Origin of the sequence: Micromonospora endophytica (genome assembly GCF_003236305.1) — a bacterium.
Lineage (GTDB): Bacteria > Actinomycetota > Actinomycetes > Mycobacteriales > Micromonosporaceae > Micromonospora > Micromonospora endophytica.
In genome coordinates this window covers 1-21,975 of sequence record NZ_POTX01000054.1, presented here as the reverse complement: position 1 = coordinate 21,975, position 21,975 = coordinate 1, and the positions used below count along the sequence as shown (strand labels likewise).

The following is a 21,975-nucleotide window of genomic DNA, read 5'->3' as shown; positions in this document are numbered from 1 at the left end:
TAACAGGGGGCCCTTCCTTACCCGCCGGCGAGGCGGGTTCTTATTGTGTCGGCGGGGGCTGGCGGACCGAACAGGCGGCCCTGCGCGGTGTCGCAGCGCAGCGCCCGCAGTCGTTCCGCCTGCGCCTCGGTCTCCACCCCCTCGGCGGTCACCCAGAGTTCCAGCGCGTGGGCCAGGCGCACCAGGGCGTCCACGATCCGTTCGTCCCGGTGGTCAGCGGCCTCCGGCTCGTCACCCCGGATGCCCTCGACGAAGGGCGCGGCCAGCTTCAGGCAGGTGATCGGCAGCCGGCGCAGGTACGCCAGATTCGAGTAACCGGTGCCGAAGTCGTCGACGGCCAGCCGTACGCCGAGGGCGGAGAGCCGGTGCAGCGTCCGCAGCGGCTCACCCGCGGACCCCATCACCGCGCTCTCGGTCAGCTCCAGTTGCAGCAGTTCCGCCGGCAGTCCAGTGGCTGCCAGCGCGTTGGCCACGGTGTCCACGATCGCCGGGGCGTCGGCCTGGCGGGCGGCCAGGTTCACACTCACCACCAGCCGGGCGTCGGGGAACTCGGCGTGCCAGCACTGGGCGTCCTGGCACGCCTGCCGCAACACCCACTCCCCGAGCCGGACGATCAGCCCGGTCTCCTCGGCCAGCCCGATGAAATGGTCCGGCCCGATCAGCCCCAACTGCGGATGTTGCCAGCGGACCAGCGCCTCGACGGCCAGCATCCGTCCGTCCAACAGCGACACGATCGGCTGGTAGTGCAGCACGAACTCCCCCCGGTCCAAGGCCAGGGGCAGTTCGGCGACCAGGGCCGACCGGGCGATGTCGCGGGCGGTGCGCTCCGGGTCGTAGACCGCCCACCGGCCCCGACCCTGGGCCTTTGCCCAGTACAGCGTGGTGTCGGCGGCCTTCATCAGGTCGGCGGCGCTGGTGCCGACGTGCTCGGAGTCGACGATGCCGATGCTGGCCGAGACGATGAGTTGCTGCTCGTCCACGAAGACCGGGGCGGAGACCGCGGCCAGCGCCGTCTCGGCCACCGCGATCACGCCGTCGACTCCGGCGTCGCCGTCGACCAGGATGACGAACTCGTCGCCGCCCATCCGGGCGACCAGGTAGCCCTGCTCCGCCACGCAGCCGGCGAGCCGCCGGGCGATCGTCACCAGCAACCGGTCACCGAGGTCGTGACCGAGGCTGTCGTTTATCGCCTTGAAGCCGTCGAGGTCGAGGAAGCAGAGCCCGACCCGTCCCGACGAGCCCAGCAGCCGGCCCAACGTCTCGAAGAACAGCGTGCGGTTGGGCAGGTCGGTGAGCGGGTCGTGCAGCGCCTGGAAGCGCAGCCGGCGCTGGAGTTCGTACCGCTCGGTGATGTCCTCCACCACCGCCACGGTGAACCGGGGCCGCCCGTCGTCGTGCCGGATGAGGGAGGCCGCCACGTCCGTCCAGACGGCGCTGCCGTCCTTGCGGTAGTAGCGTTTCTCGACCCGTACGCTCTCCTGCTTGCCCTCGACCAGTTCCCGGTAGAGCTGCTCCATCCCGGGCGCGTCGTCGGGATGGAACAGCGACCCGACGTTGAGCTGCCGCATCTCCTCGATCGGGTAGCCGAGCATGTCGGCAAAGGACTGGTTGACGTCGATGATGGTGCCGTCGACGTCGGCGATGCCGATGCCGATCGCCGCGCCCCGGAAGACCGCCCGGAACCGCGCCTCGCTGTCCCGCAACGCCTGCTCGACGGTGTCCCGGGCCTGCCACACCGAGCGGGCGATCCGCTCCTGATGCTCGAAGGTGCGATCGCGCAGCGCCCGGGCGAAGCCGGCGGCCAGCCCGCCCTGCGCCGCCGCGATCCGCTCCCCGAAACCGGCCCTACCGCCGCGCCCGACCTGCTCCCCCACGACGCGGCTGCCGAGCACCTGGGCCGGGAGGCGGTCGGCGAAGGCACGCACCGACCACTCGATCACCGCCGGGTCGGTCAGGTTCGCCTCGACCAGGGCCCGGCCCACCGCTTGCGCCACCGGTGCCACCGCCTCGTCGCCGACCAGCGCGTCGGCCAGCCGAAGGGTGTGCGTCAGTAGTAGCTGCTCGGTCTCGGCCGGGCTCAGCGGCACGAACCCGAGCCGACGCACGGCACGCGCCCACTCGGCCGCGTACCGCTGGGCGCCGGCCCGGTCGACGGCGTACTCCCCGGCGGCGTCGGCCCCGGCCATGGCTCAGTCCGCGGGCCGGTCGTTGCGGGCCACGCCACCGAAAGCGCCGAAGCGTTGCGCGTCGGCGGCGACCTCGGACGGCGAGTCGGGACGCCACAGTTCCATGTGCACCACCCCCGGGTCGAGGATGGTCCAGTCGCCGAAGAAGCCGGTGATCTCGGCCCGGGAGCGGAGGCTGATCTCCGTGGCGGTGCGCGCCGACAGCCGCTGCGCGTCCAGCATCTCCTGCGGCTGGTCCTCGAAGGTGGAGTGGGAGATGACCAGGTGGCTGCCGGGTGCGGCGGCCGCGCGCAGGGTGGCCAGGATGTCGGCGGGACGGTAGGTGTCCGGTACGAAGTGGACCACGCCGGCCAGCAGGATGCCCAGCGGCCGGTCGAAGTCGAGCAGCGCCAGCCGGCGGGCCTCGGCCAGGATCCGTCCCGGCTCGCGCAGGTCGGCGTGGATGACCCCGGTCAGCTCGTTGCCGGCCAGCAGCTCCCGGCTGTGTGCCACCGCCACCGGGTCGATGTCGACGTAGATCACCCGGGCCTTCGGGTTGGCGGCCTGGGCGACCTCGTGCACGTTGCCGACGGTGGGGATGCCGGAGCCGATGTCCAGGAACTGGTCGACACCGGCGTCGAGCAGCACGCGTACGGCCCGACGCAGGAACTCCCGCCCGGCCCGCATGGTCGCCGGAAGGTTCGGGGTCATCGCCGCGATCTGCTCGGCCAGTTGCCGATCGATGTCGAAGTTGTGGGCGCCGCCCAGGAAGTAGTCGTACACCCGGGCCGCGCTGGGCCGGGAAAGGTCGATCTCGGTGGGCAGTCCGTCCGGCATCTGCACTGGTGCACCCCAAGTCGTCGCCGCGGATCGTGTGACGCTGACCACTCTAGGCCGGTGCGTCACGCGACGGGAGATCCGGGCCTGGGCCGCCCGCCGGGGCGACCCGACCGGTCAGGCCGCTTCCAGCAGCAGCGAGATGCCCTGCCCGACGCCGACGCACATGGTCGCCAACGCCCGCCGCCCACCCCGCCGACGCAACTCCAGAGCAGCGGTGAGCGCGAGCCGGGCACCGCTGGCCCCGAGCGGGTGCCCGAGGGCGATGGCCCCGCCGTTGGGGTTGACGTGCTCGGCGTCGGCGGCCAGGCCCAGCTCCCGCAGCACCGCGACGGCCTGGGCGGCGAACGCCTCGTTCAGCTCGATCACGTCCAGGTCGGCCAGGGCCAGCCCCTGCCGGTCGAGCAGCCGCCGGGTCGCCGGGACCGGACCGATGCCCATGATGCGGGGTGCCACCCCGGCGGTCGCCGCACCACTGACCCGAGCCAGCGGGGTGAGGCCGTACGCCTCGACCGCCGCCGCCGAGGCGACCAGCAGGGCCACCGCGCCGTCGTTGACGCCCGAGGAGTTCCCGGCGGTCACCGTGCCGCCGTCGCGGAACGGGGTGGGCAACGCGGCAAGCTTCTCCAGCGAGGTCTGGCGGGGGTGCTCGTCCACCTCGACCAGCCGCGTCTCACGCCGACCCGCCGGCACGGTCACCGGCACGATCTCCTCGGCGAACCGGCCGTCGGCCTGCGCCTTGGCGGCCCGCACCTGCGAGCGGTACGCGAACTCGTCCTGGGCGAGCCGGTCGACGCCGTACTCCGCGGCGACGTTCTCGGCCGTCTCCGGCATCGAGTCGACCCCCCAGCCCCGCTCCATCAGCGGGTTGACCAGCCGCCAGCCGATGGTGGTGTCGTACACCTCGGCGGCCCGGGAAAACGGGGTGGTCGCCTTCGGCATGACGAACGGCGCCCGGCTCATGCTCTCCACGCCACCGGCCACGATCAGGTCGGCCTCGCCGGCGACGATCGCGCGGGCGGCGGTGGCCAGCGCGTCCAGGCCGGAGCCGCAGAGCCGGTTGACCGTGCTGCCGGAAACCTGCTCCGGCAGCCCGCCCAGCAGCGCCGCCATCCGGGCCACGTTGCGGTTGTCCTCACCGGCCTGGTTGGCACAGCCGAGAATCACGTCGTCGGTACGCGCCCAGTCCACTGACGGGTGGCGGGCGACCAGTTCGCGGATGACGTGCGCGGCCAGATCGTCGGGGCGTACGCCGGCGAGCGCGCCAGCGTACCGGCCGATCGGGGTGCGGACACCGGCCACCAGATATGCCACGGTCATCGCGAGTCCTTCGGGGGTGGGGAAGGGGTCGACGTCCCCTGGAGCTGCGCGGACGTCAGGCGGCCAGGATATCTCCGCTGCCGCGGAGATAGGTTGTCGGCATGGCACAAGCCCAGTTCAGCGCGGAGAGCAGTGACACCGGCGCGTTCGTCCGGCAGCCCAACCGGTTCACCGGGCGGGTCACCCCGCACTCCACCTCGCCGCCTGGCGGCGGGCCTGACGATCAGGACCGCTGGCCGCTGGAGCCGGGCCGCTACCGGCTGATCTGGTGCCGGGCCTGCCCGTGGGCGCACCGGGCGCTCATCGTCCGCAACCTGTTGGGGCTGGACGACGCCATCTCGTTGGGCACCGTCGACCCGATCCGCGACGACCGCGGTTGGCGGTTCACCCTCGACCAGGACGGTTTCGACCCGGTGCTGGGCATCGGTTTCCTGTCCGAGGCGTACCTGGCCACCGATTCCGACTACACCGGCCGGGTCACCGTGCCCGCGCTTGTCGACACCGTCACCGGCCGGGTGGTCACCAACGACTATCCGCAGCTCACCCTGGACCTGTCCACCGAATGGCGACGGCTGCACGCCCCGGACGCACCCGACCTCTACCCGGTCGAGCTGCGACCGGAGCTGGACGCGCTGATGGCCGAGATCCATCGCGACGTCAACAACGGCGTCTACCGGTGCGGGTTCGCGACCTCGCAGCAGGCGTACGACGAGGCGTTCCGGACGCTCTTCGCCCGGCTGGACGCGCTGTCGCAGCGGCTTACCGACCGGCGTTACCTGATGGGCGAGCGCATCACCGAGGCGGACGTGCGGCTGTTCACCACGCTCGTCCGCTTCGACGTGGCGTACCACGGGCACTTCAAGTGCAACCGGAGCAAGCTCACCGAGATGCCGGTGCTCTGGGCGTACGCGCGCGACCTGTTCCAGACCCCGGGCTTCGGCGAGACCGTCGACTTCGACCACATCAAGCGGCACTACTACGCCACCCACGGCGCGATCAACCCGACCGGGATCGTGCCGCTCGGCCCGGACCTGCACAGCTGGACGACGCCACACGGGCGTGGCTGACCGGGATCGGCTCGCGTCACCGGTCACCGCGCCGGGCGCGGCCGACCGTGGCAGCGTCGCGGTCCGGGTCGCCGCCACGGGCGCGGCGCTCGGTGTGCTCGTCGGCGCGGCCCTGGTGACGCTCACGGTGGTCGCCGGTCCCGGTCCGGGCCTGACCGGGTACGTCAGCGAGGCAGGTGTCGCCGACAGCGGATCCGCCTGGACGTACCGGATCGGGGTTTTCGCCCTGGCCACGGCGTTGCTGTTGCTCGCCGCCGCGCTGCACCCCCGGCCGCTGCGGCCCGGTCCAACGCCCCGGCGCGACCACATGGCCCGGCGCGACCGGACACCGTGCCGCGACCGCACAGCCCGACGCGACCACACGGCCCGGCGCGATCAGGCGCTGTGGCGCGGGGAGGACCGGCTGCGGCTGGTGGCGGTGTGGCGCAGCGGCTACGGGCTGCGGGTCGCGGCGCTGCTGCTGGTGGCGTCTGGGCTGGCCACGGTCCTGTCCGGGGCGGTGACGTGCAGCGCGGGTTGTCCGCTGCCGCCGTTCGAGCGGGCCACCGTGGCGGACCTGGTGCACGGCGGCGCGAGCATCGCCGCGACGGCCGCCGTGGTCTTCGCCATGATCGCGGTCACCCTGACCCCGGCGGCGGGACACACGCTGCGCCGGACGGCCGCCACCGCGACGGTGCTGGCGCTGCCGCTCGCCGGCGCGGTGGGTCTGTCCATGCTGTTCGTCGGGCGGGGGTCGCTGGTCGGGGTGCTGGAGCGGTTGCTGCTCGCGGTCGCGGCCGGCTGGGGCCTGGCCACCGCCGCCACCCTGGCCCGCCGGCACCCCCACTGACCCCTCGCATCCTCGGCCCGGGTCGGCTGGCGCGCCCCATGATTCGCACAGGTTCAGCGATGTTGCTGCCTCGCACCGGCACGAAACAGCAACATCCGGGAGATTGCGCGAGTCATCGGCTCGGAGAGGATGGGGCAATGAGTTCCTTGTTCACAGAGTTGGCGTTGCGCACGGTGACCCTGCCCAACCGGATCGCCATGGCGCCGATGTGCCAGTACAGCGCCGGACCCGACGGGCTGCCCACCGACTGGCACTTCGTCCACCTCGGCACCCGCGCGGTCGGCGGGGCCGGGCTGGTGCTGACCGAGGCGACCGCCGTGGTGCCGGAGGGCCGGATCAGCCCGCAGGACACCGGGCTGTGGTCCGGCCGGCACGTCGACGCCTGGCGTCCGGTGACCCGCTTCGTGGCCGCGCACGGCGCGGTGCCGGCCGTGCAACTCGCGCACGCCGGGTTCAAGGCGTCGACCTACCGGCCGTGGGATCCGCGCCACGGTGGGGTGGCCGACGCCGAGGGCGGCTGGGTGCCGGTGGGCCCGACCGACACGCCGTTCCGGCCGGACTACCGGACGCCCACCGCCCTGGACGAGGCAGGCATCGCCGCCGTCATCGAGGCGTTCGCGGCGGCCGCCACGCGAGCGCTGGATGCCGGATTCGCTGCCGTGGAGGTGCACGCCGCACACGGCTACCTGCTGCACGAGTTCCTGTCGCCGCTGACCAACCACCGCACCGACGGCTGGGGCGGGGACCGCGCCGGGCGGATGCGACTCACCCTGGAGGTCACCCGCGCGGTCCGCGCCGCCGTCGGCCCGGACGTGCCGGTCCTGGCCCGCATCTCCGCCACCGACTGGGTCGAGGGCGGCTGGACCGTCGACGACAGCGTCGCGCTCGCCGTCGAACTCGCCGCCGCCGGAGTGGACCTGGTCGACTGTTCCTCCGGTGGCGCGTCGCCGAACGCCGCCGTCCCGGTCGGCCGCGGCTACCAGGTGCCGCTGGCCGCCCAGGTCCGCAACGAGGCCAAGGTCCCCACCGGCGCGGTCGGGCTGATCGTCGAACCGGAGCAGGCCGAGGCCATCATCGCCGGTGGCGAGGCCGACCTGGTGCTGCTCGGCCGGGAACTGTTGCGCAACCCGTACTGGCCGCAGCAGGCCGCGGCCAAGCTCGGCGCGGACGCGAGCTGGCCCAGCCCGTACCTGCGCGCGGCCTGACCCGGCAGGTCGGCCTCCTGACGCCCCGCAGGCACCGGGAGGCCGACCCGACGCAGGCCCGGCCCGACAGCTGGTCGGCCTGACGCTCAGCCCGCAAGGTGTCCCCAGCGCCGCTCCAGGTCGTGCCACGGTCCCTGGGCCGCCGCGGTGCCCCCGACGAGCACCACCACGTGGTCGGCCCGGACCAGGGCGGCCCGCTTCGAGGTCGAACCGACGACCGTCACCCCGCGCTCGCGCAGCGCCTGCCACAGGGCCAGCTCGGTGGTGACGTCCAGGGCGGAGGAGACGTCGTCGGCGACCAGCAGCTCGGTACGCGGTGCCAGCGCCCGGGCCAGGGCCAACCGCTGCAGTTGCCCGCCGGAGAGCCGGGTGCCCTTGTGCCCGATGAGCAGTCCGAGGCCGCTGCCGGTGGCGGCCAGGTCGTGCGCCAACTGGGCGGTGGCCACCGCGTGCCCGGCGTCCACCGGGTGGCCGAGGCTGATGTTGTCGGCCACCGTCCCGGAGAGCACCCGGGGCAGCTGGCCCACGTAGCCGACCTGGTTCGGGCGCAGGAACAGTTCCGGCTCGGTGACCGGCTCGCCGTTCCAGGTCAGCTCCCCGGTGTGCGGGGCGATCCCGGCCAGCGCCCGCAGCAGCGAGGACTTGCCCGCGCCGACCGGGCCGACGACGAGCACCAACTGCCCCCGGTCCACGGTGAGGTCCACGTCGCGTACGGCGACGGTGCCGTCGGTGTGCCGGACGCCGAAGCCGGTCAACTGCAGCCGGCGCAGTGGGGTACGCGGGGCGGCCGGTGGCGCGGGCGCCGTCCCGGCGGCCAGGTCCACCCCTGGCACCGTCGCCGAGTACGCCTCGATCCCGGTCATCTCCGCGGTCCGCCGGGTCCACACCCGGGCCGACGGCACCTGCGAGATCAACGACGCGACGGTCCAGGCGAACCAGCGCGCCGCGCCCAGGGTGGAGACCGCGACCAGGGTCGCCCCGGCGGAGAGTCCGCCGGCCAGAAACAGCGCCCAGACCGCGATCGGCAGCAGGCCACTTGTCAGCACCGGGGTGGAGCGGGCCCACACCTGGACCGCGATCTCCCGGCGCTGCCGCTCGCTGCGGACCGTGTCGAGGTCGGCGAGGTGCGTCAACACCGGCCGGGTGGCCCCGGCGAGCTTCACCGTACGGGCCGCCGACAGGCTGGAGACCAGCGCGGTGGCGAACGCCGCCCGGGCCGCGACGGTGTCCCGCGCGGCGTGTTCCAGCCGCGGCCCGAACGCCGTGGCGGCCAGCCCGGAGAGCACCATCGTGCCGAGGAAGAACAGCCCCGGCACCACGCTGCCGGTGACGACCGTCATGGTGATCAGGACGAGCACCCCCGTCGCCTGGTCCACCAGGTGGTCGGCGAGCTGCACCACCCGCTCGGTGTCGCCACCCTGGGCCACCACCTCCGCCGGGGTGTGCCGGCTGACCCGGCGCGGGCCGGTCTGGCCGTGCACCAGCCGGAGACTGATCCGCAGCATCTGCCGGACCCACCAGGCCGGGAACCACAGGTGGGTCCAGTAGTGCGTGGGGATGACGAGGATCAGCCCGGCCGCGATGCCCAGCGCGGGCAGCCACGGGTCGCCGGTGCCGTCCACCACGTCCGCCCAGAGCCAGGGCAGCACCGGCCCGTCCAGGCCGAGAATCACCAGTACGGCGAAGATACCGACCGCCGCCATGCCGTAGCGGGGGTCGTTGAGGCAGAGCCGGAAGATCTCCCGCATGGTCCGGGCCCGCGACGCCGGCCGCCGGTCCGCCTCCGGCCCGTCGACCGGAGCCGCTGCCACGCTACGGGTGCCCGGCTCACGCCCACCGACCTCCCGAGCGCCGCTCTCCCGACCCGTCACCGGATCGACAGGCTCGGGTCCGACCACCGGCGCGGGATCGTCAGCGGTGACGAGCGTGCCGACCGGACCGCCCGTGCCGTCCCCGCCTGCGCCCGCCCCGGCGGCGGGCAGACCCGCGTCGGCGGTGGCGTTCGCCGCTGCCGGGCCGGCACCGACAAGCGCGGGCTCCGCGCTGGTCCAGCCGGTGCCGGCCACCGCCGGTTCGGCGTCGGTGCGCAGCTCGGCTCCGGTGTCGGCGAGCAGTTCGGTGCCGGTGCCCTTCGCGGCGGTCTGGCCGGCGGCGAGGAGTTCGGCGAAGCGGCGCGACTCGGCCAGCGGGGCGGCCTCGATCACGGCACCGTCGGCCAGCACCACCACCTCGTCGCAGCGGCTCACCGACGACAGGCGGTGGGCGATGACGATGCCGATCCGGCCCCGCAGCAACCGCTCGGTGGCCTGCTGCACCCGCGTCTCGGTGACCGGGTCGAGTCGGGCGGTGGCCTCGTCGAGGATCACCACGTGCGGGTCCCGGACCAGGATGCGGGCGAAGGCGACGAGCTGTTCCTGCCCGGCCGAGAGCACGTGTCCGCCCTCACCGAGGCGGGTGTCCAGACCGGCGGGCAGCTCGGCGATCCAGTCGGCCAGGTCGAGTTCGTGCAGTGCCTGCGCGGCGGCGTCGAGCAGGTCGGGGTCGAAGAGCGCCACGTTCTCGGCGAGTGTGCCGGCGAGAATCTCGGTCCGCTGCGGCACCACCGCCACCCAGCGGCGCAACTGCTCCACGTCCAGGTCGAGCACATCACGTCCGCCGAGCAACACCGTGCCGGGCGGCACCTCCACGGCCCGGGTGAGCACCTTGGCCAGTGTCGACTTGCCGGATCCGGTCCGCCCGACCAGGGCGTACGACCGACCCCGGACGAAACTGAGGTCGACCTCGCGCAACGCGGGGCCCCGGTCGGCGTCCGGACCGTTGGCCGGGTAATGGTAGGTCAGGTCGCGGATGACCAGATCCCCGTCGGTCGGCGCGGCACCGCCGGAGGGTTCCTGCTCGGCGGCGGAGAGCAGTTGCACCCGGCCCCAGGCGCCGAGCGCGTACTGCACCTCCGGCACCATCCGGCTGACGTGTTCGACTGTCATGCCGAGGGAGAGCGCGAGCAGCCAGATCGCGGTCAGTCGGGCGGCGTCCACCCGGTCGGTGGTCAGCGCCCACACCCCGCCGAGCACCACGAGCGCGATGCCGGTGCGGGTGACACCGGCGGCGATGGTGTTCACCTGAGCCGACATCCGCCACACCGGCCAGCCCCGGCGGAGCACCTCGGCCGCCCGGGCCGCGTACAGCCGCAGCACGTACGGTCGGGCCAGGCTGGTGCGTACGTCGTCCTGGCCGTGGATGGCCTCCTCCATCACCGCCGCCAGGTCGGACCAGGCCGCCTCCTCGTGCATCCGGGCCGGCGCGATCCGCCCTGCGGGCCGGCGCAGGATGATCACGAGCAGGATGGTGAGCAGCAGCATGCCGATCCCGGCCGGCCACCACACGGTGAGCGCCACGAGCGTGGACACCACGCCCACCGCCAGCGACTGGGCCAGCCGTACGCCGGGACCGCGCAACCCCGACGCGACGTCGTAGACGTCGCCGTCGATGCGGTCGAGCATCTCACCGACGGGTGTGGTCTCCAGCGCGGGCACGGGCTGCCCCATGGCCACCCGGCACAGCCGGCGGCGCAGGTCGGCCGACCAGTCGGCGGTGACCCCCGCCATCACCAGGCTGATCACCAGATCACTGAGCACGACGGCGACCAGGGCCGCCGACAGCAGCACGAAGAACCCGACGGAACGGTGCACCAGCACCGGCCCGGCCAGCGCGGCGGTGGCCGCCTGCCCGATGCCGCCGAGGAGGACCAGGACGGCCACCAGAGTCATCCGGCGGGGAGAGGTGACCCACAGATCACGAAGCAGGCGCATGGGTCGATTCCTCCGGGTTTCGTGGCGGAGGTTCCAGCCTGACCCGGGCCACCCCGGCGGCTCAACGGATTTTCCCGGGCCGCCGCCTCAGAAAAGCACAGTGGCCAGGGTGCCGACCGGGCGGAAACCGCAGCGCTCGTAGACCCGGCGGGCGGGCCTGTTGAAGTCGTTGACGTAGAGGCTGACGGTCGGGGCGACCCGGGTCAGCGCGTCGCGGACCACCGCCGCCATGGCCGCGGTGGCGATGCCCCGGCCCCGCCACTCGGGTGCCACCCAGACCCCCTGCACCTGCGCGGTGCGCCGGGTGACGACCGCCAGTTCGGCCTTGAAGACCACCCGGCCGTCGACGATCCGGGCGTACGCCCGGCCGGAGCGGATCATGTCGGTGACCCGGCGGCGGTATCCGCGTCCACCGTCCTCGGCCAGCGGCGAGACGCCCACCTCCTCGGTGTACATCGCCACCGCCGCCGGAAAGAGCCTGTCGATCTCATTGCCGTGAACCTGGCGGACCTGCGGGTCGGCCGGCACCTCGGGCAGTTCGTCGGCGACCAGCAGGGGCTGGTTCGGGCGTACGTCCCGGGCCGGTCCCCAGGCGCCGTCGAGGCGGTCCCACAGCTCCAGCACCGCGTCGGCCCGCCCGACGATCGATGAGCAGAGCCGTTCCTCGCCGGCGAGCAGGTCAGCGAAGGCGGCGACCGCCTGCGGTCCGGCCAGGACGGGAGTCAGGTTGCCGCCGAGCCAGCAGACCGATTCGAGGTGGCGGCGGGAACCATACCCGAGCACCCGGCCCTCCGCCCGCCACCAGGCCAGGCCGCGTGCGGTGATCCGCTCCGCGACCTGCGCACTCGCGTACGGGTCGAGGTCGAGCAGCCGCTCGACCGCGCGCCGTTCCGATTCCCCCAGTTGCCGCACCGGCGCCGTCAGCACAGTTACAGCCTGCCAGATATCCCCGGAGTGTGGTGGCGGACGGTGACCGCCGCCCGACACCACACCGGGTTCAGTGCACCGTGACGGTGGCGCCGGGAAGCAGGCCGCGCAGTTCCTCGGGCAGCTCGGCGCCCATCTCGTCGGCCAGCCGGAGCGCCTCCTCGATGAGCGTCTCCACGATCTGCCCCTCGGGCACGGTCTTGACGACCTGCCCCTTGACGAAGATCTGCCCCTTGCCGTTGCCGGAGGCGACCCCCAGGTCGGCCTCGCGGGCCTCACCGGGGCCGTTCACCACGCAGCCCATCACCGCGACCCGCAGCGGCACCGGCAGCCCTTCCAGGCCGGCGGTGACCTCCTCGGCGAGCTTGTAGACGTCCACCTGGGCCCGGCCGCAGGACGGGCAGGAGACGATCTCCAGGCCGCGCTCGCGCAGCCCGAGGGACTCCAGGATCTGGTTACCGACCTTGATCTCCTCGACCGGCGGCGCGGAGAGCGACACCCGGATGGTGTCGCCGATCCCCTCGGCCAGCAGCGCACCGAAGGCGACAGCCGACTTGATGGTGCCCTGGAACGCCGGACCGGCCTCGGTGACGCCCAGGTGCAGCGGGTAGTCACACTGCTCGGCGAGCTGGCGGTAGGCCCGGATCATCACCACCGGGTCGTTGTGCTTGACCGAGATCTTGATGTCCCGGAAGCCGTGCTCCTCGAAGAGCGAACACTCCCACAGCGCCGACTCGACGAGCGCCTCCGCGGTGGCCTTGCCGTACTTGGCCAGCAGACGCTTGTCCAGCGAGCCGGCGTTGACCCCGATCCGGATCGGCGTACCGGCGGCCGAGGCCGCTGCCGCGATCTCCTTGACCTTGTCGTCGAACTGGCGGATGTTGCCCGGGTTCACCCGCACCGCCGCGCACCCGGCGTCGATCGCGGCGAAGACGTACTTCGGCTGGAAGTGGATGTCGGCGATCACCGGGATCTGCGACTTCTTGGCGATCGCCGGCAGCGCCTCCACATCGTCCTGGCTAGGCACCGCCACCCGGACGATCTGGCAGCCGGAGGCGGTCAGCTCGGCGATCTGCTGCAACGTGGAGTTGACGTCTGCGGTCAACGTGGTGGTCATCGACTGAACGGACACCGGCGCCCCGCCACCGACGGGCACCGAACCGACCATGATCTGGCGACTGGCCCGACGCGGCGCGAGCGGCGGCGGCGGTACGGCGGGCATACCGAGGCTGACAGCTGTCACTTCAGGCACTCACCTTGGGAAGAGGGTGATCGGGTTGACGACGTCCGCGGTGATGGTGAGCAGGGTGAACACGCCACCGATGAGGATCACCACGTACGTGAAGGGCATCAGCTTGAAGTAGTCGACCCGGCCCGGATCGGGGCGGCGCAGCCGCGCGTACACCCAGGAGCGGGCCCGTTCGAACCAGGCGATGGCGATGTGCCCGCCGTCCAGTGGCAGCAGCGGCAGCAGGTTGAACACCCCGATGAAGAAGTTCAGCGAGATGAACAGCATGACGAACAGCTCCCAGGCGTCGTTGGCGACCGCCTCGCCACCGAGCACGCTGGCGCCGACCACGCTGATCGGGGTGTCGATGTCCCGTTCACCGCCGGTGATGGCCCGCCACAGCGCGGGAATCTTCTCCGGCAGGCGCTGCAACGCCTGGGCGGTGGCCACCGCCATGTCGCCGATGAAGGTGCTCGTCGCACCGACCGCCGCCACCGGCCCGTGGGAGACCAGACCGGGAGTGGAGACGACCAGCCCGACGCCGAGCGCGGAGACGTCGGTGACCGGGCCGTTCGGGTCGTTGATCGGCGGGCGCTTGGTGGTGGCGAGCGCCGTCTCGGTGGTGCCGGACTGGCCGTCACGCTCGTACCCGATGGTGGCGGTGCTGCCGGGGGTGGTGGCCCGCAGGGTGGTGAGCAGCTCGCCGTAGTTGTTGATCGGGGTGCCGTTGATCGAGGTGATCCGGTCGCCGTTGCGCAACCCGCCGGCCCCGGCGGGGCTCGGTGCGTCGCCCGCGGCGCACTCCCGGTAGGTGGTGTCCGGCAGCACGCAGTCCTGGATGGCGATCACCGCAGGCTCGGCCCGGATCTGTTCCTCGTTGCGCGGGAAGTCGGGGTTGGGCAGGCCGAAGGTCATCGCGGCCAGCCAGGTGGCGATGATCGCCAGCCCGAAGTGGGTGGCCGACCCGGCGGACATCACGATCGTGCGCTTCCACACCGGGTAGCGCCACATGGCCCGCTTCTCGTCGCCGGGCTCGACGTCGTCGTCCTGCGGCGTCATTCCGACGATCTTGCAGAAGCCGCCGAGCGGGATGCCCTTGATGCCGTACTCGGTCTCACCCCGCTTGAACGACCACAGGGTGGGCCCGAAACCGACGAAGTAGCGGGTGACCTTCATGCCGAAGGCCTTGGCGGTAAGCATGTGGCCTGCCTCGTGCAGGCTCACCGAGATGAGAATGCCGAGGGCGAACAGCACGACCCCGAACGCGAACGACATCAAGCTCCTTCCACCGCAGCAGCGATGATCGCCTGCGCGTGCGCGCGGGCCCACGACTCGGCTTCGAGTACGTCCTCGACGGTACCCGGTTCGTCGAAATCGGGTGCCCCGTCCAACACCCGCCGTAGCGTGTCGACAATGCCGAGGAACGGCAGCCGGCCGGCGACGAACGCCGCCACGCATTCCTCGTTTGCCGCGTTGTAGATGGCCGGCCGACACCGACCCGCCTCGCCGGCTGCCTTGGCCAGCGCCACCGCCGGGAACGCCGCGTCGTCCAGCGGCGTGAACTCCCAGGTGTGCGCGCTTGTCCAGTCGACCGCCGAGGCGGCATCGGCGACCCGGTCCGGCCAGCCCAGGCCCAGCGCGATCGGCAGCCGCATGTCCGGTGGGCTGGCCTGGGCCAGCGTCGAGCCGTCCACGAACTCGACCATCGAGTGGATCACCGACTGCGGGTGCACCATCACGGTGATGTCGGCGTACGGCAGGTCGAACAGCTCGTGCGCCTCGATCACCTCCAGCGCCTTGTTCACCATGGTCGCCGAGTTGATCGTGACGACCGGTCCCATGTTCCAGGTCGGGTGAGCGAGGGCCTGCTCCGGTGTGACTCCGGTCAGCTCGTCACGCCGCTTGCCCCGGAACGGCCCGCCGCTGGCGGTGACGATCAGCCGGCGTACCTCACCCCGGGTGCCGCCGCGCAGGCACTGCGCGAGCGCCGAATGCTCCGAGTCCACCGGGACGATCTGCTCCGGCCGGGTCACCGCGGCCTTGACCAGCGAGCCGCCGGCGACGAGGGACTCCTTGTTGGCGAGCGCGAGGGTACGCCCGGCGCGCAGCGCGGCCAGGGTCGGCGCCAACCCGAGCGACCCCACCACCCCGTTGAGCACGACGTCGCAGGGCCACTGCGCCAGCTCGCTCATGGCGTCCGGCCCCGCCACGATCTTGGGCAGCTTGAACTCGCCGCTGGCCCACCCGCGCCGACTCGCCTCGGCGTAGAACGCCAGCTGAAGATCTTGTGCGGCGGACGCCTTCGCCACGCCCACCGCCTCGACGCCGAGTTCCAGCGCCTGCGCGGCGAGCAGCCCGACATTTCCCCCACCGGCACCCAGCGCCACCACCCGAAACCGGTCCGGGTTGCGCCGCACGATGTCGATGGCCTGGGTACCGATCGACCCGGTACAACCCAACAGCACAAGATCGCGAGGGGACGTCACGCCGCCATTCTTCCGCATCGACCCAAGGTGCAAGGAGGGGCACCTTGTTAACGCCTGCGGTAGAGGAGGGGCCCCTTATTAACACCAGCTACGTCTCGTGCGGGGTGTCGTCCTCCAGGGGCGCTTCCTCACCGAGCAGGTCACCGGGGTCGACCGAGAACTCGAATGGCTCCCGCATGACGAATCTGCTGCCAGCAGCCGCAGCAGCCACCGGCCGGTACTCACCGTCGGTCAGCTCGTAGAGCGCGATGGTGGGGATCCGATTGCGCAGGTCGACCCGGAGAAAGAACGGCACTCCGACGGCGCCGTACTCGCGCGGGCGATCGATGATGTCCTTACGGCGGTTGCCGGGCGACATGACCTCGCCCAGCAGGATGGCGTGTCTGATGTCCATGGTCGTGCGTCCCCCGCCTGGGACCTTGAGCACGACGATGTCGGGAATGAAGAGGTCATCTCCGGAGACGACGTTGGCCTCCAGGTAGAGCCACAGCTTGGCCTTACGGGCCGCCTGCTTCAACAGGTATGCGAGATCAAGCTCGGCATCCTGATGGTCATAACCAGCATGGGGTGTCACGATCACGCTTCCGCTCAGGACCTCAACCTTGGGGCCGTTGGTCTCCGGCAACAGGTCGAGGGCAAGCTGAGCGGTCCACGGCTCGTCGCGCCACCGCAGCACATCGAACGACGGTCCGGTGGGCCGGACATCGGCGCCACCGTCCGGCGGTGGTTCGGGCGCGTACGCAGCCTGGGCCATCCGGGCTCACCCCCTCAGCGGAACATTCTGCTCAGCTCAGCCTAGCCAGCGCAGCCCGCGCCGCACGCCATCGCACCGCAGGTCCGTCAATTGCCAGTCCGCAGCCCGGGTCACCTCAAACCGACACACCGTCGGGCGGGCGCTGCGGGAAGAGATGTCGGGGGACGAACCACAGGTAGAAGATCATGCCGAAGAGTTCGACAAGGGACTGCGTCACGACGACCACGGCGGCGATCTCCCACCCGGCGGGCAGGGAGAGCGCGAAGGGCAGCACGATGAACGAGTTCCGGGTGCCCAACGAAAAGGCCAGCGTGCGGCCCTGCCGGGTGGACAGCTTGCCGACGGTGGCGAGCAGCCGGGCCAGGGCGAGGCTCACGGCGAGGAAGACGGCGGCCACCGCGATGACGACGGGCAGCACGTCCAGCGCCGCGCGGGCCGGACCCACGTGCGCGGTGGCGACCAGGAAGATCACCACGGACAGCAGCGGCACCGGCCACCAGCCCAGCCCTTCCCGGATCCGCTCCCGGCCGCAGCGGCGGGCGAACCACACCTCACTGAGCACGGCCAGACCCAGGGGTACGAGCAGCACCAGCAACGCCGGCCAGACATCACCGGGGGCGAAGACGGCGGTGAAGTCGGCACCAGCCATGAGCCAGAGGTACGCGGGCAGCAGCGCCAGTTGCAGCAGCAGACTGATCGGGGTCAACGCGGTCGCCCGGGTCGCATCACCCCGACCGAGCTGGGTGAAGGTGATGAACCAGTCGGTGCACGGCACCAGCAGCACCAGCAGCAGACCCAGCCGCAGCGCGTCGTCGTCGGGGGTGAACTGGACCAGGCCCCACACGACGACGGGGATCAGCAGGAAGTTGCCGACCAGCGCGGCGGCGAGGAAGCGTCCGTCCCGGAACGCGGCCGGGATCGAGGTCAGCGGCAGCTGGGTGAAGGTGGTGTACAGCAGCACCGCCAGCACCGGCCAGACCAGCGCCTCGACGGGGTGCCCGGCCTGCGGCCAGATCGTACCGACGGCCAGGCCGAGCAGCACGGCGGTGAGGTAGCACCAGACCTGATGCCGTTCGAGCCGATCCCGGCTCACGAGCCGACGATCCGTGTACGTGCCGGATCGAGCTGCCTGACCAGGCCGAGCGGAGACGTCCCCATGACCCGCCACGCTAGTCCGTCCACCCCGGCCGTCAGGAGCGGCGGAGTGTTGTCATGTGCCGCGCACGCTGCTGAGGACGGCGTCCCAGGCCAGTTCGGCGGCAACGGTGCCCAGCCGTAGCGACGGGGCGGGCACCGTCACCTCGTCGGTGGTCAGGGCGAACAGGGTGTCGCCGTCGGCGATGGTGTGGAAGGGCTGGATCGCCCGATGCATGGAGCTGTGCACCTGGGTGGCGAACTGGGCGAGTTCGGTGTCGGTCATGCGGACGTTCGTCACCACGGCGGTCAGGGTGGTGTTTCCCCCGGCCGGCGCGAGGTCCGGCGTGGCTGCCGTGAGCAGCTCGGCGTAGTCCTCGGCCGGGTGGCGACGCAGGCCGGTCGCCGGGTCGAGGTTGCCCCGCACGATGCCGCCGGCACGGTCGACGATCACGCCCATCGCGTTCACCACGGTCAGCACCAGCAACCGGGCCGCGCCGATCCGGGCGAAGGCGGCACCCTGCCCGCCCCACTCGGCGCGGGCGTTGTCGACCTTGCCGACGGTCGCGCTGACGGCGGCGCCGACCCGGCCCACGGCCACCCGGTCGGTGCGTACCGCACGCAGCCCGTCCGCTCCGAGCGCGGCGTCGGGGTAGACGGCGTTGTCGCGGGGGGTGAAGTCGTAGACCACTGCCCCGGACACCACCGGCAGGCTGCCGAAGTCGGTGGCGTATCCGGTGCGGCGGAGCAGCTCGTCGTAGACGCCGGAGGCCGCGGCGAGCCCGAAGCTCGACCCGCCGGCAAAGCACAACGCGTGGTGGTACGGAAATCCGCCGCTGACCCCGACGGCTCCGCCCCGCTTGTCCACTGCGGTACGCGCGCCGCCGGGAACGCTGAGGACTGTGACACCTGTCGGCCCGTCGGGGTACTCGGCGGTGCCGATCCCCACGCCGGGCAGGTCGAAATCGACCCATCCGTCGCCTGCCGTGCCGAGTACGGCGGATCGGTGCTGGTGGTCGTTGCCGAACGGCAGCGTCGTACGCGGCGGGGCCGGAAACTGCTGGGACATGAGGCTTACCGTCTTCCCTGGGGTGTGCGGTGGTGCCGTGTCCCGGCCGATGCCCACTTCCCTAGACTGGGCGGATGGCCCGTCCCGTCACGCTGCACGATGTGGCGCGTCGGGCTGGGGTCGGCAAGTCCACGGTCTCCAATGTGCTGTCGTGTTCCGGCCGGGTCTCCGAGGAGACCCGGGAGCGGGTCCGCGCGGCGGTGGAGGAGCTGGGCTACGTTCCGAACCGCGCGGCCCGGCAGTTGCGGGGTGGCCGGACCGGCATCATCGGGGTCTACGTTCCGGGGGTGCCGTCCACCTCGGAGTTCTACATGCGCTTCGTCTTCGGCATCATGGAGCACGCCGCCGGCCGCGACCGGGACGTCACCATCCTGACCGCGTCCGGGCGTCGGTCGCCCCGGGCACTCGACGGGGTGATCGTGGCCGACCCGCACCAGGACGACGAGTTCGTGCCGGTCCTGATGCGCGGCGGCATGCCGGTCGTGTGTTTCGAGCGACCGCCGGACGGCATGCGCCCGCAGGTCGTGCTCTGGGCTGATCACCGCCGGGCGATCACCGAGCTGCTGGACCGGATGGCCGCTGCCGGTGCCCGGCGTCCCGCCCTGGTGCTGCCGCCGGAGACCGGCGACTGGGCCGCCCAGCTGGGCTCGGGTTACCGCGACTGGTGCGCCGGGCACAGCGTTGCCGCCGAGGTGGCGCACCACCCGTGGGTGCCCTCGCCGCCGGAGGTGTCCCGGGCGGTCGAGCAGGTGCTCGCCGCACCGGGGGTGGATGCCCTGGTCTGTGCCTCGGTGGACACCGCTCCGGTGGCCGTGCAGGTGCTGCACCGGCAGGGTCGACAGGTCGGGCGGGACGTCCTGCTGGCCAGTGCCACCGAGTCGAGTGCCCTGCGACTGGGACAGCCGCCGATCACCGCGCTCGACCTGTCGCCGTTGGATGCCGGACGCCGCTGTGCCGACCTGCTCGACGGCCTGATCGGTGGCGGCCCGGGTGGGGTCTACCAGCATCCGGTCCACCTGTGGTGGCGGGACTCCACCCGGGGGCAGGAGCCGTTCACCGGGTCAGCCGTTCCAGCGCCTCCTCCATCCGGTCACCAGCCTCCACCGGATTGAGCCCGGCCGCGAGACCCTCCTGGTAGACCTGGTCGAGCAGGGGACGGAAGCGGGCGTAGCGGTGTTCAAAGTCGGCCGCGTCGGTGCGCCAGTAGCCGACGCATACGGCCCGGTCGCGGGGCAGCTGGTGCACCGTACGCAGCACCGACCGGGCCTGGCGGCACTCACCGGCTTCACCGGCGACCCATACGTAGCCGGGGCCAGCCGGCAGGGTCATCTCCCGTAGCCGATCGACGAGGCTACCCGGGCCGTGGCCGTTGCCCACTCCGACCCGTACGTCGATCTGCACTTCGGGGTCGTCGCCGGCGGCGGCGAGCAGGTCCCGGGCGTCGGCCAGCTCCGGCAGGTCCACCAGCACCCGCACCGGGATGCCGGGGGTCCGTTCCGCGACGGCCCGGGTCGCGGCAGGCAGCCCGGCCAGGTCGGCGGCGAGCACCAGCCAGCGGGTGTCCACCGGCGGGCGGTACCAGGCGCGGCAGCGCCACAGCAGCAGACCGGTGCCGGTTGCGGCCCGCCGCGCCCAGGTCGTGGCGGGCCCGTGCTCGTGCAGGGCGAAGTCGATGGTGAGCTGGCCGGCGACCGGGTCGACGGCCCGGATCGAGTAGTTACGGCCGGTGGGCGGGCACTGCTCGTCGTGGTAGCCCCACACGCCACCCCGCAGGGTCATCGGTGGCGGGGCCAGCTCGTCGGGTCGGGGAAAGTAGAGCGTAACCGATTCGTCAGGCACGCCCAGTGAGGGAAATCCGGCCAGGTCGGGGCCGCCGAGGACGACCCGTTGCAGATGCGGAGTAAGCCGCCGGACCTCGTGCACGGTGGCGGTCCAATAGCCGGGCCGGGTGAGCGTGTCGGTCATTTCGCGCTGTACTCCGAGTCGGTGGCCGGGTCACCGTCGACCGCGGCGGTGAGCGCGGGCACGATCTTGTCCAGCACGTACGGCAGGCTCAGGACGGAGGAGAACGCCAACGCGCCGTTGGCCTCGGCGCCGAGGAAGACCTCACGGTGTTGGCTGCGGACGTCCAGTCGGGTGTAGAGCGGATCCTTGAGCAGGGTGGCCACGCCCGGGTCGGTGGCCGCCTCGGACCAGACCGCGACGTCCACGTCCACCAGGTCGAACCGTTCCCGGCTGATGGTGGCGGACTGGTTGGCGTTGTCGGTGAGCGTGGTCACCTCGGGAGTCATCGTCAGCCCCAGGTCGAGCAGCACCTTCGAGGCAGTGGTCTCGGGGCTGAACAGGTAGTACTGGCCTTCGTACGTGGAGGCGAAGACGGTGCTGGCGCCCTTGAGTGCGGGATTCTCGGTGGCGACCGAGGCGATCCGTTGCTCCAACTCGGTCACGAGCGTCTCGGCCTCGGCGCTGCGGCCGGTGATCTGCCCGGCGGCCCGGGTCATCTGCTGCCAGGTCACCGCCCAACTGCCGTCCCCCTCGGGCTGGGCCACGGTGGGGGCGATCTTCGTCAGCAGGTCGTACTCCTGCTCGGTCATGCCGGAGGAGAGCCCGACGATCACGTCGGGGCGCAGTGCGGCGATCTGTTCGTAGTCGAGTTCGGCGCGGGCCAGAACCTCCGGCTTGGCGTCGCCGAGTTGCTCCCGCGCCCACGGCCAGACTGCGTTCGGCATGCCGCCGTACCAGTCGCGGATCGCCACCGGCACCTCACCGAGGGCGAGGAAGTAGTCCTGTTCCTTGAGGCCGACCACCACGATCCGCTCGGGCTTGGCGGCGATCGTCGTCGCGCCGAAGGCGTGGGTCAGCGTGGTGGGAAAGGCGGCATCGAACGATCCGGACGCCGGCTCGGCCGGTTCGGCCTCGGCTCCGGCGCACCCGCCGGCCACCAGCGTGACGAGTAACAGTGTGGCGGCGACAAGTCGAGTGGTCAGCCGAGGTGGGCGGGGCTTTGGCATGGCATTCGATCCTCGTGAGGGGCGGCGGGAACGGTATTCCCAACGGGCTTAGGATAGGTTTACCTTAGTCACGGATGGAACGTTCCACCATGAAGTGAGTCACAGTGACAGTCGCCGCCCCCACCGGCTTGCAC

Annotated in this window: 17 protein-coding genes; 4 read left to right on the top strand and 13 right to left on the bottom strand. The window is 72.0% G+C overall.

Translation table 11 applies throughout. The annotated features are described in order from the left end of the window. Positions 1-17 precede the first annotated feature (17 nt). The 3 genes from C1I93_RS10950 to pcaF form a co-directional block, all read right to left on the bottom strand. On the bottom strand, positions 18-2,186 hold the full coding sequence (locus C1I93_RS10950) for a putative bifunctional diguanylate cyclase/phosphodiesterase (RefSeq protein WP_111243145.1): 2,169 nt from the start codon (positions 2,184-2,186) through the stop codon (positions 18-20). 3 nt (positions 2,187-2,189) lie between these two features. Continuing rightward, positions 2,190-3,008, bottom strand: a complete 819-nt coding sequence (locus tag C1I93_RS10945) for an SAM-dependent methyltransferase (protein ID WP_111243144.1) — start codon at positions 3,006-3,008, stop codon at positions 2,190-2,192. 111 nt (positions 3,009-3,119) lie between these two features. After that, positions 3,120-4,322 carry a 3-oxoadipyl-CoA thiolase gene (gene pcaF, locus C1I93_RS10940; protein WP_111243143.1) on the bottom strand — a complete coding sequence of 401 codons (1,203 nt, stop codon included), beginning with the start codon at positions 4,320-4,322 and terminating at the stop codon, positions 3,120-3,122. Between the two features lie 101 nt (positions 4,323-4,423). On the opposite strand from pcaF, the gene C1I93_RS10935 reads away from it, so the two are divergent. The 3 genes from C1I93_RS10935 to C1I93_RS10920 all read left to right on the top strand — a co-directional run bounded on the left by C1I93_RS10935 (position 4,424) and on the right by C1I93_RS10920 (position 7,423). Then, a complete protein-coding gene (locus C1I93_RS10935; RefSeq protein ID WP_111243142.1) occupies positions 4,424-5,389 on the top strand; it encodes a glutathione S-transferase family protein in 966 nt (321 codons plus the stop codon). Beyond that, positions 5,382-6,218 carry a DUF998 domain-containing protein gene (locus C1I93_RS32390; protein ID WP_223256190.1) on the top strand — a complete coding sequence of 279 codons (837 nt, stop codon included), beginning with the start codon at positions 5,382-5,384 and terminating at the stop codon, positions 6,216-6,218. Before C1I93_RS10935 ends, C1I93_RS32390 begins: the two co-directional genes overlap by 8 nt. Positions 6,219-6,355: 137 nt before the next feature. Beyond that, a complete protein-coding gene (locus tag C1I93_RS10920) occupies positions 6,356-7,423 on the top strand; it encodes an NADH:flavin oxidoreductase/NADH oxidase (RefSeq protein WP_111243141.1) in 1,068 nt (355 codons plus the stop codon). Positions 7,424-7,509: 86 nt separating this feature from the next. Here the strand turns inward: C1I93_RS10920 and C1I93_RS10915 are convergent, their stop codons facing one another. The 8 genes from C1I93_RS10915 to C1I93_RS10880 form a co-directional block, all read right to left on the bottom strand. Next, entirely contained in the window at positions 7,510-11,232 is a 3,723-nt protein-coding gene (locus C1I93_RS10915) for an ATP-binding cassette domain-containing protein (protein ID WP_111243140.1), read from the bottom strand. An 87-nt stretch (positions 11,233-11,319) separates the two neighbouring features. Next, entirely contained in the window at positions 11,320-12,159 is an 840-nt protein-coding gene (locus tag C1I93_RS10910) for a GNAT family N-acetyltransferase (protein ID WP_111243139.1), read from the bottom strand. A 70-nt stretch (positions 12,160-12,229) separates the two neighbouring features. Continuing rightward, positions 12,230-13,402, bottom strand: coding sequence for a flavodoxin-dependent (E)-4-hydroxy-3-methylbut-2-enyl-diphosphate synthase (ispG, locus tag C1I93_RS10905; protein WP_111243138.1), 1,173 nt, complete (start codon positions 13,400-13,402; stop codon positions 12,230-12,232). A 9-nt stretch (positions 13,403-13,411) separates the two neighbouring features. Continuing rightward, complete coding sequence (locus C1I93_RS10900) at positions 13,412-14,662, bottom strand: M50 family metallopeptidase (protein WP_111243137.1); 1,251 nt, start codon at positions 14,660-14,662, stop codon at positions 13,412-13,414. Then, complete coding sequence (gene dxr / locus C1I93_RS10895) at positions 14,662-15,873, bottom strand: 1-deoxy-D-xylulose-5-phosphate reductoisomerase (RefSeq protein WP_111243136.1); 1,212 nt, start codon at positions 15,871-15,873, stop codon at positions 14,662-14,664. The genes C1I93_RS10900 and dxr overlap by 1 nt, the downstream gene beginning before the upstream one ends. Positions 15,874-15,961: 88 nt before the next feature. Next, positions 15,962-16,627 (bottom strand): Uma2 family endonuclease, encoded by a 666-nt coding sequence (locus C1I93_RS10890; protein ID WP_111243135.1) that lies wholly within the window; start codon positions 16,625-16,627, stop codon positions 15,962-15,964. A gap of 115 nt (positions 16,628-16,742) precedes the next feature. Then, on the bottom strand, positions 16,743-17,720 hold the full coding sequence (locus C1I93_RS10885) for an arsenic resistance protein (protein ID WP_111243134.1): 978 nt from the start codon (positions 17,718-17,720) through the stop codon (positions 16,743-16,745). Positions 17,721-17,837: 117 nt separating this feature from the next. Then, positions 17,838-18,830, bottom strand: a complete 993-nt coding sequence (locus C1I93_RS10880; protein ID WP_111243133.1) for a P1 family peptidase — start codon at positions 18,828-18,830, stop codon at positions 17,838-17,840. Between the two features lie 74 nt (positions 18,831-18,904). Between C1I93_RS10880 and C1I93_RS10875 the strand changes: the two genes are divergently transcribed. Continuing rightward, the gene (locus C1I93_RS10875; protein WP_111243132.1) at positions 18,905-19,942 is read left to right on the top strand and encodes a LacI family DNA-binding transcriptional regulator; all 1,038 of its coding nucleotides are present in this window, start codon (positions 18,905-18,907) and stop codon (positions 19,940-19,942) included. Here the strand turns inward: C1I93_RS10875 and C1I93_RS10870 are convergent. Together C1I93_RS10870 and C1I93_RS10865 are read right to left on the bottom strand one after the other, a co-directional pair. Further along, positions 19,884-20,795 carry a siderophore-interacting protein gene (locus C1I93_RS10870; RefSeq protein ID WP_111243131.1) on the bottom strand — a complete coding sequence of 304 codons (912 nt, stop codon included), beginning with the start codon at positions 20,793-20,795 and terminating at the stop codon, positions 19,884-19,886. The two genes, C1I93_RS10875 and C1I93_RS10870, sit on opposite strands and share 59 nt — an antisense overlap. Next, complete coding sequence (locus C1I93_RS10865) at positions 20,792-21,841, bottom strand: ABC transporter substrate-binding protein (protein ID WP_111243130.1); 1,050 nt, start codon at positions 21,839-21,841, stop codon at positions 20,792-20,794. Before C1I93_RS10865 ends, C1I93_RS10870 begins: the two co-directional genes overlap by 4 nt. Positions 21,842-21,975 lie beyond the last annotated feature (134 nt).

Bases quoted from the DNA above. Each gene is read 5' to 3' on its own strand.
- C1I93_RS10920 (WP_111243141.1), top strand. From the start codon at position 6,356: ATGAGTTCCTTGTTCACAGAGTTGGCGTTGCGCACGGTGACCCTGCCC.
- C1I93_RS10900 (WP_111243137.1), bottom strand. From the start codon at position 14,662: ATGTCGTTCGCGTTCGGGGTCGTGCTGTTCGCCCTCGGCATTCTCATC.
- pcaF (WP_111243143.1), bottom strand. From the start codon at position 4,322: ATGACCGTGGCATATCTGGTGGCCGGTGTCCGCACCCCGATCGGCCGG.
- C1I93_RS10870 (WP_111243131.1), bottom strand. From the start codon at position 20,795: ATGACCGACACGCTCACCCGGCCCGGCTATTGGACCGCCACCGTGCAC.
- C1I93_RS10950 (WP_111243145.1), bottom strand. From the start codon at position 2,186: ATGGCCGGGGCCGACGCCGCCGGGGAGTACGCCGTCGACCGGGCCGGC.
- C1I93_RS10935 (WP_111243142.1), top strand. From the start codon at position 4,424: ATGGCACAAGCCCAGTTCAGCGCGGAGAGCAGTGACACCGGCGCGTTC.
- C1I93_RS10915 (WP_111243140.1), bottom strand. From the start codon at position 11,232: ATGCGCCTGCTTCGTGATCTGTGGGTCACCTCTCCCCGCCGGATGACT.
- C1I93_RS10875 (WP_111243132.1), top strand. From the start codon at position 18,905: ATGGCCCGTCCCGTCACGCTGCACGATGTGGCGCGTCGGGCTGGGGTC.
- C1I93_RS10890 (WP_111243135.1), bottom strand. From the start codon at position 16,627: ATGGCCCAGGCTGCGTACGCGCCCGAACCACCGCCGGACGGTGGCGCC.
- C1I93_RS10865 (WP_111243130.1), bottom strand. From the start codon at position 21,841: ATGCCAAAGCCCCGCCCACCTCGGCTGACCACTCGACTTGTCGCCGCC.
- C1I93_RS10880 (WP_111243133.1), bottom strand. From the start codon at position 18,830: ATGTCCCAGCAGTTTCCGGCCCCGCCGCGTACGACGCTGCCGTTCGGC.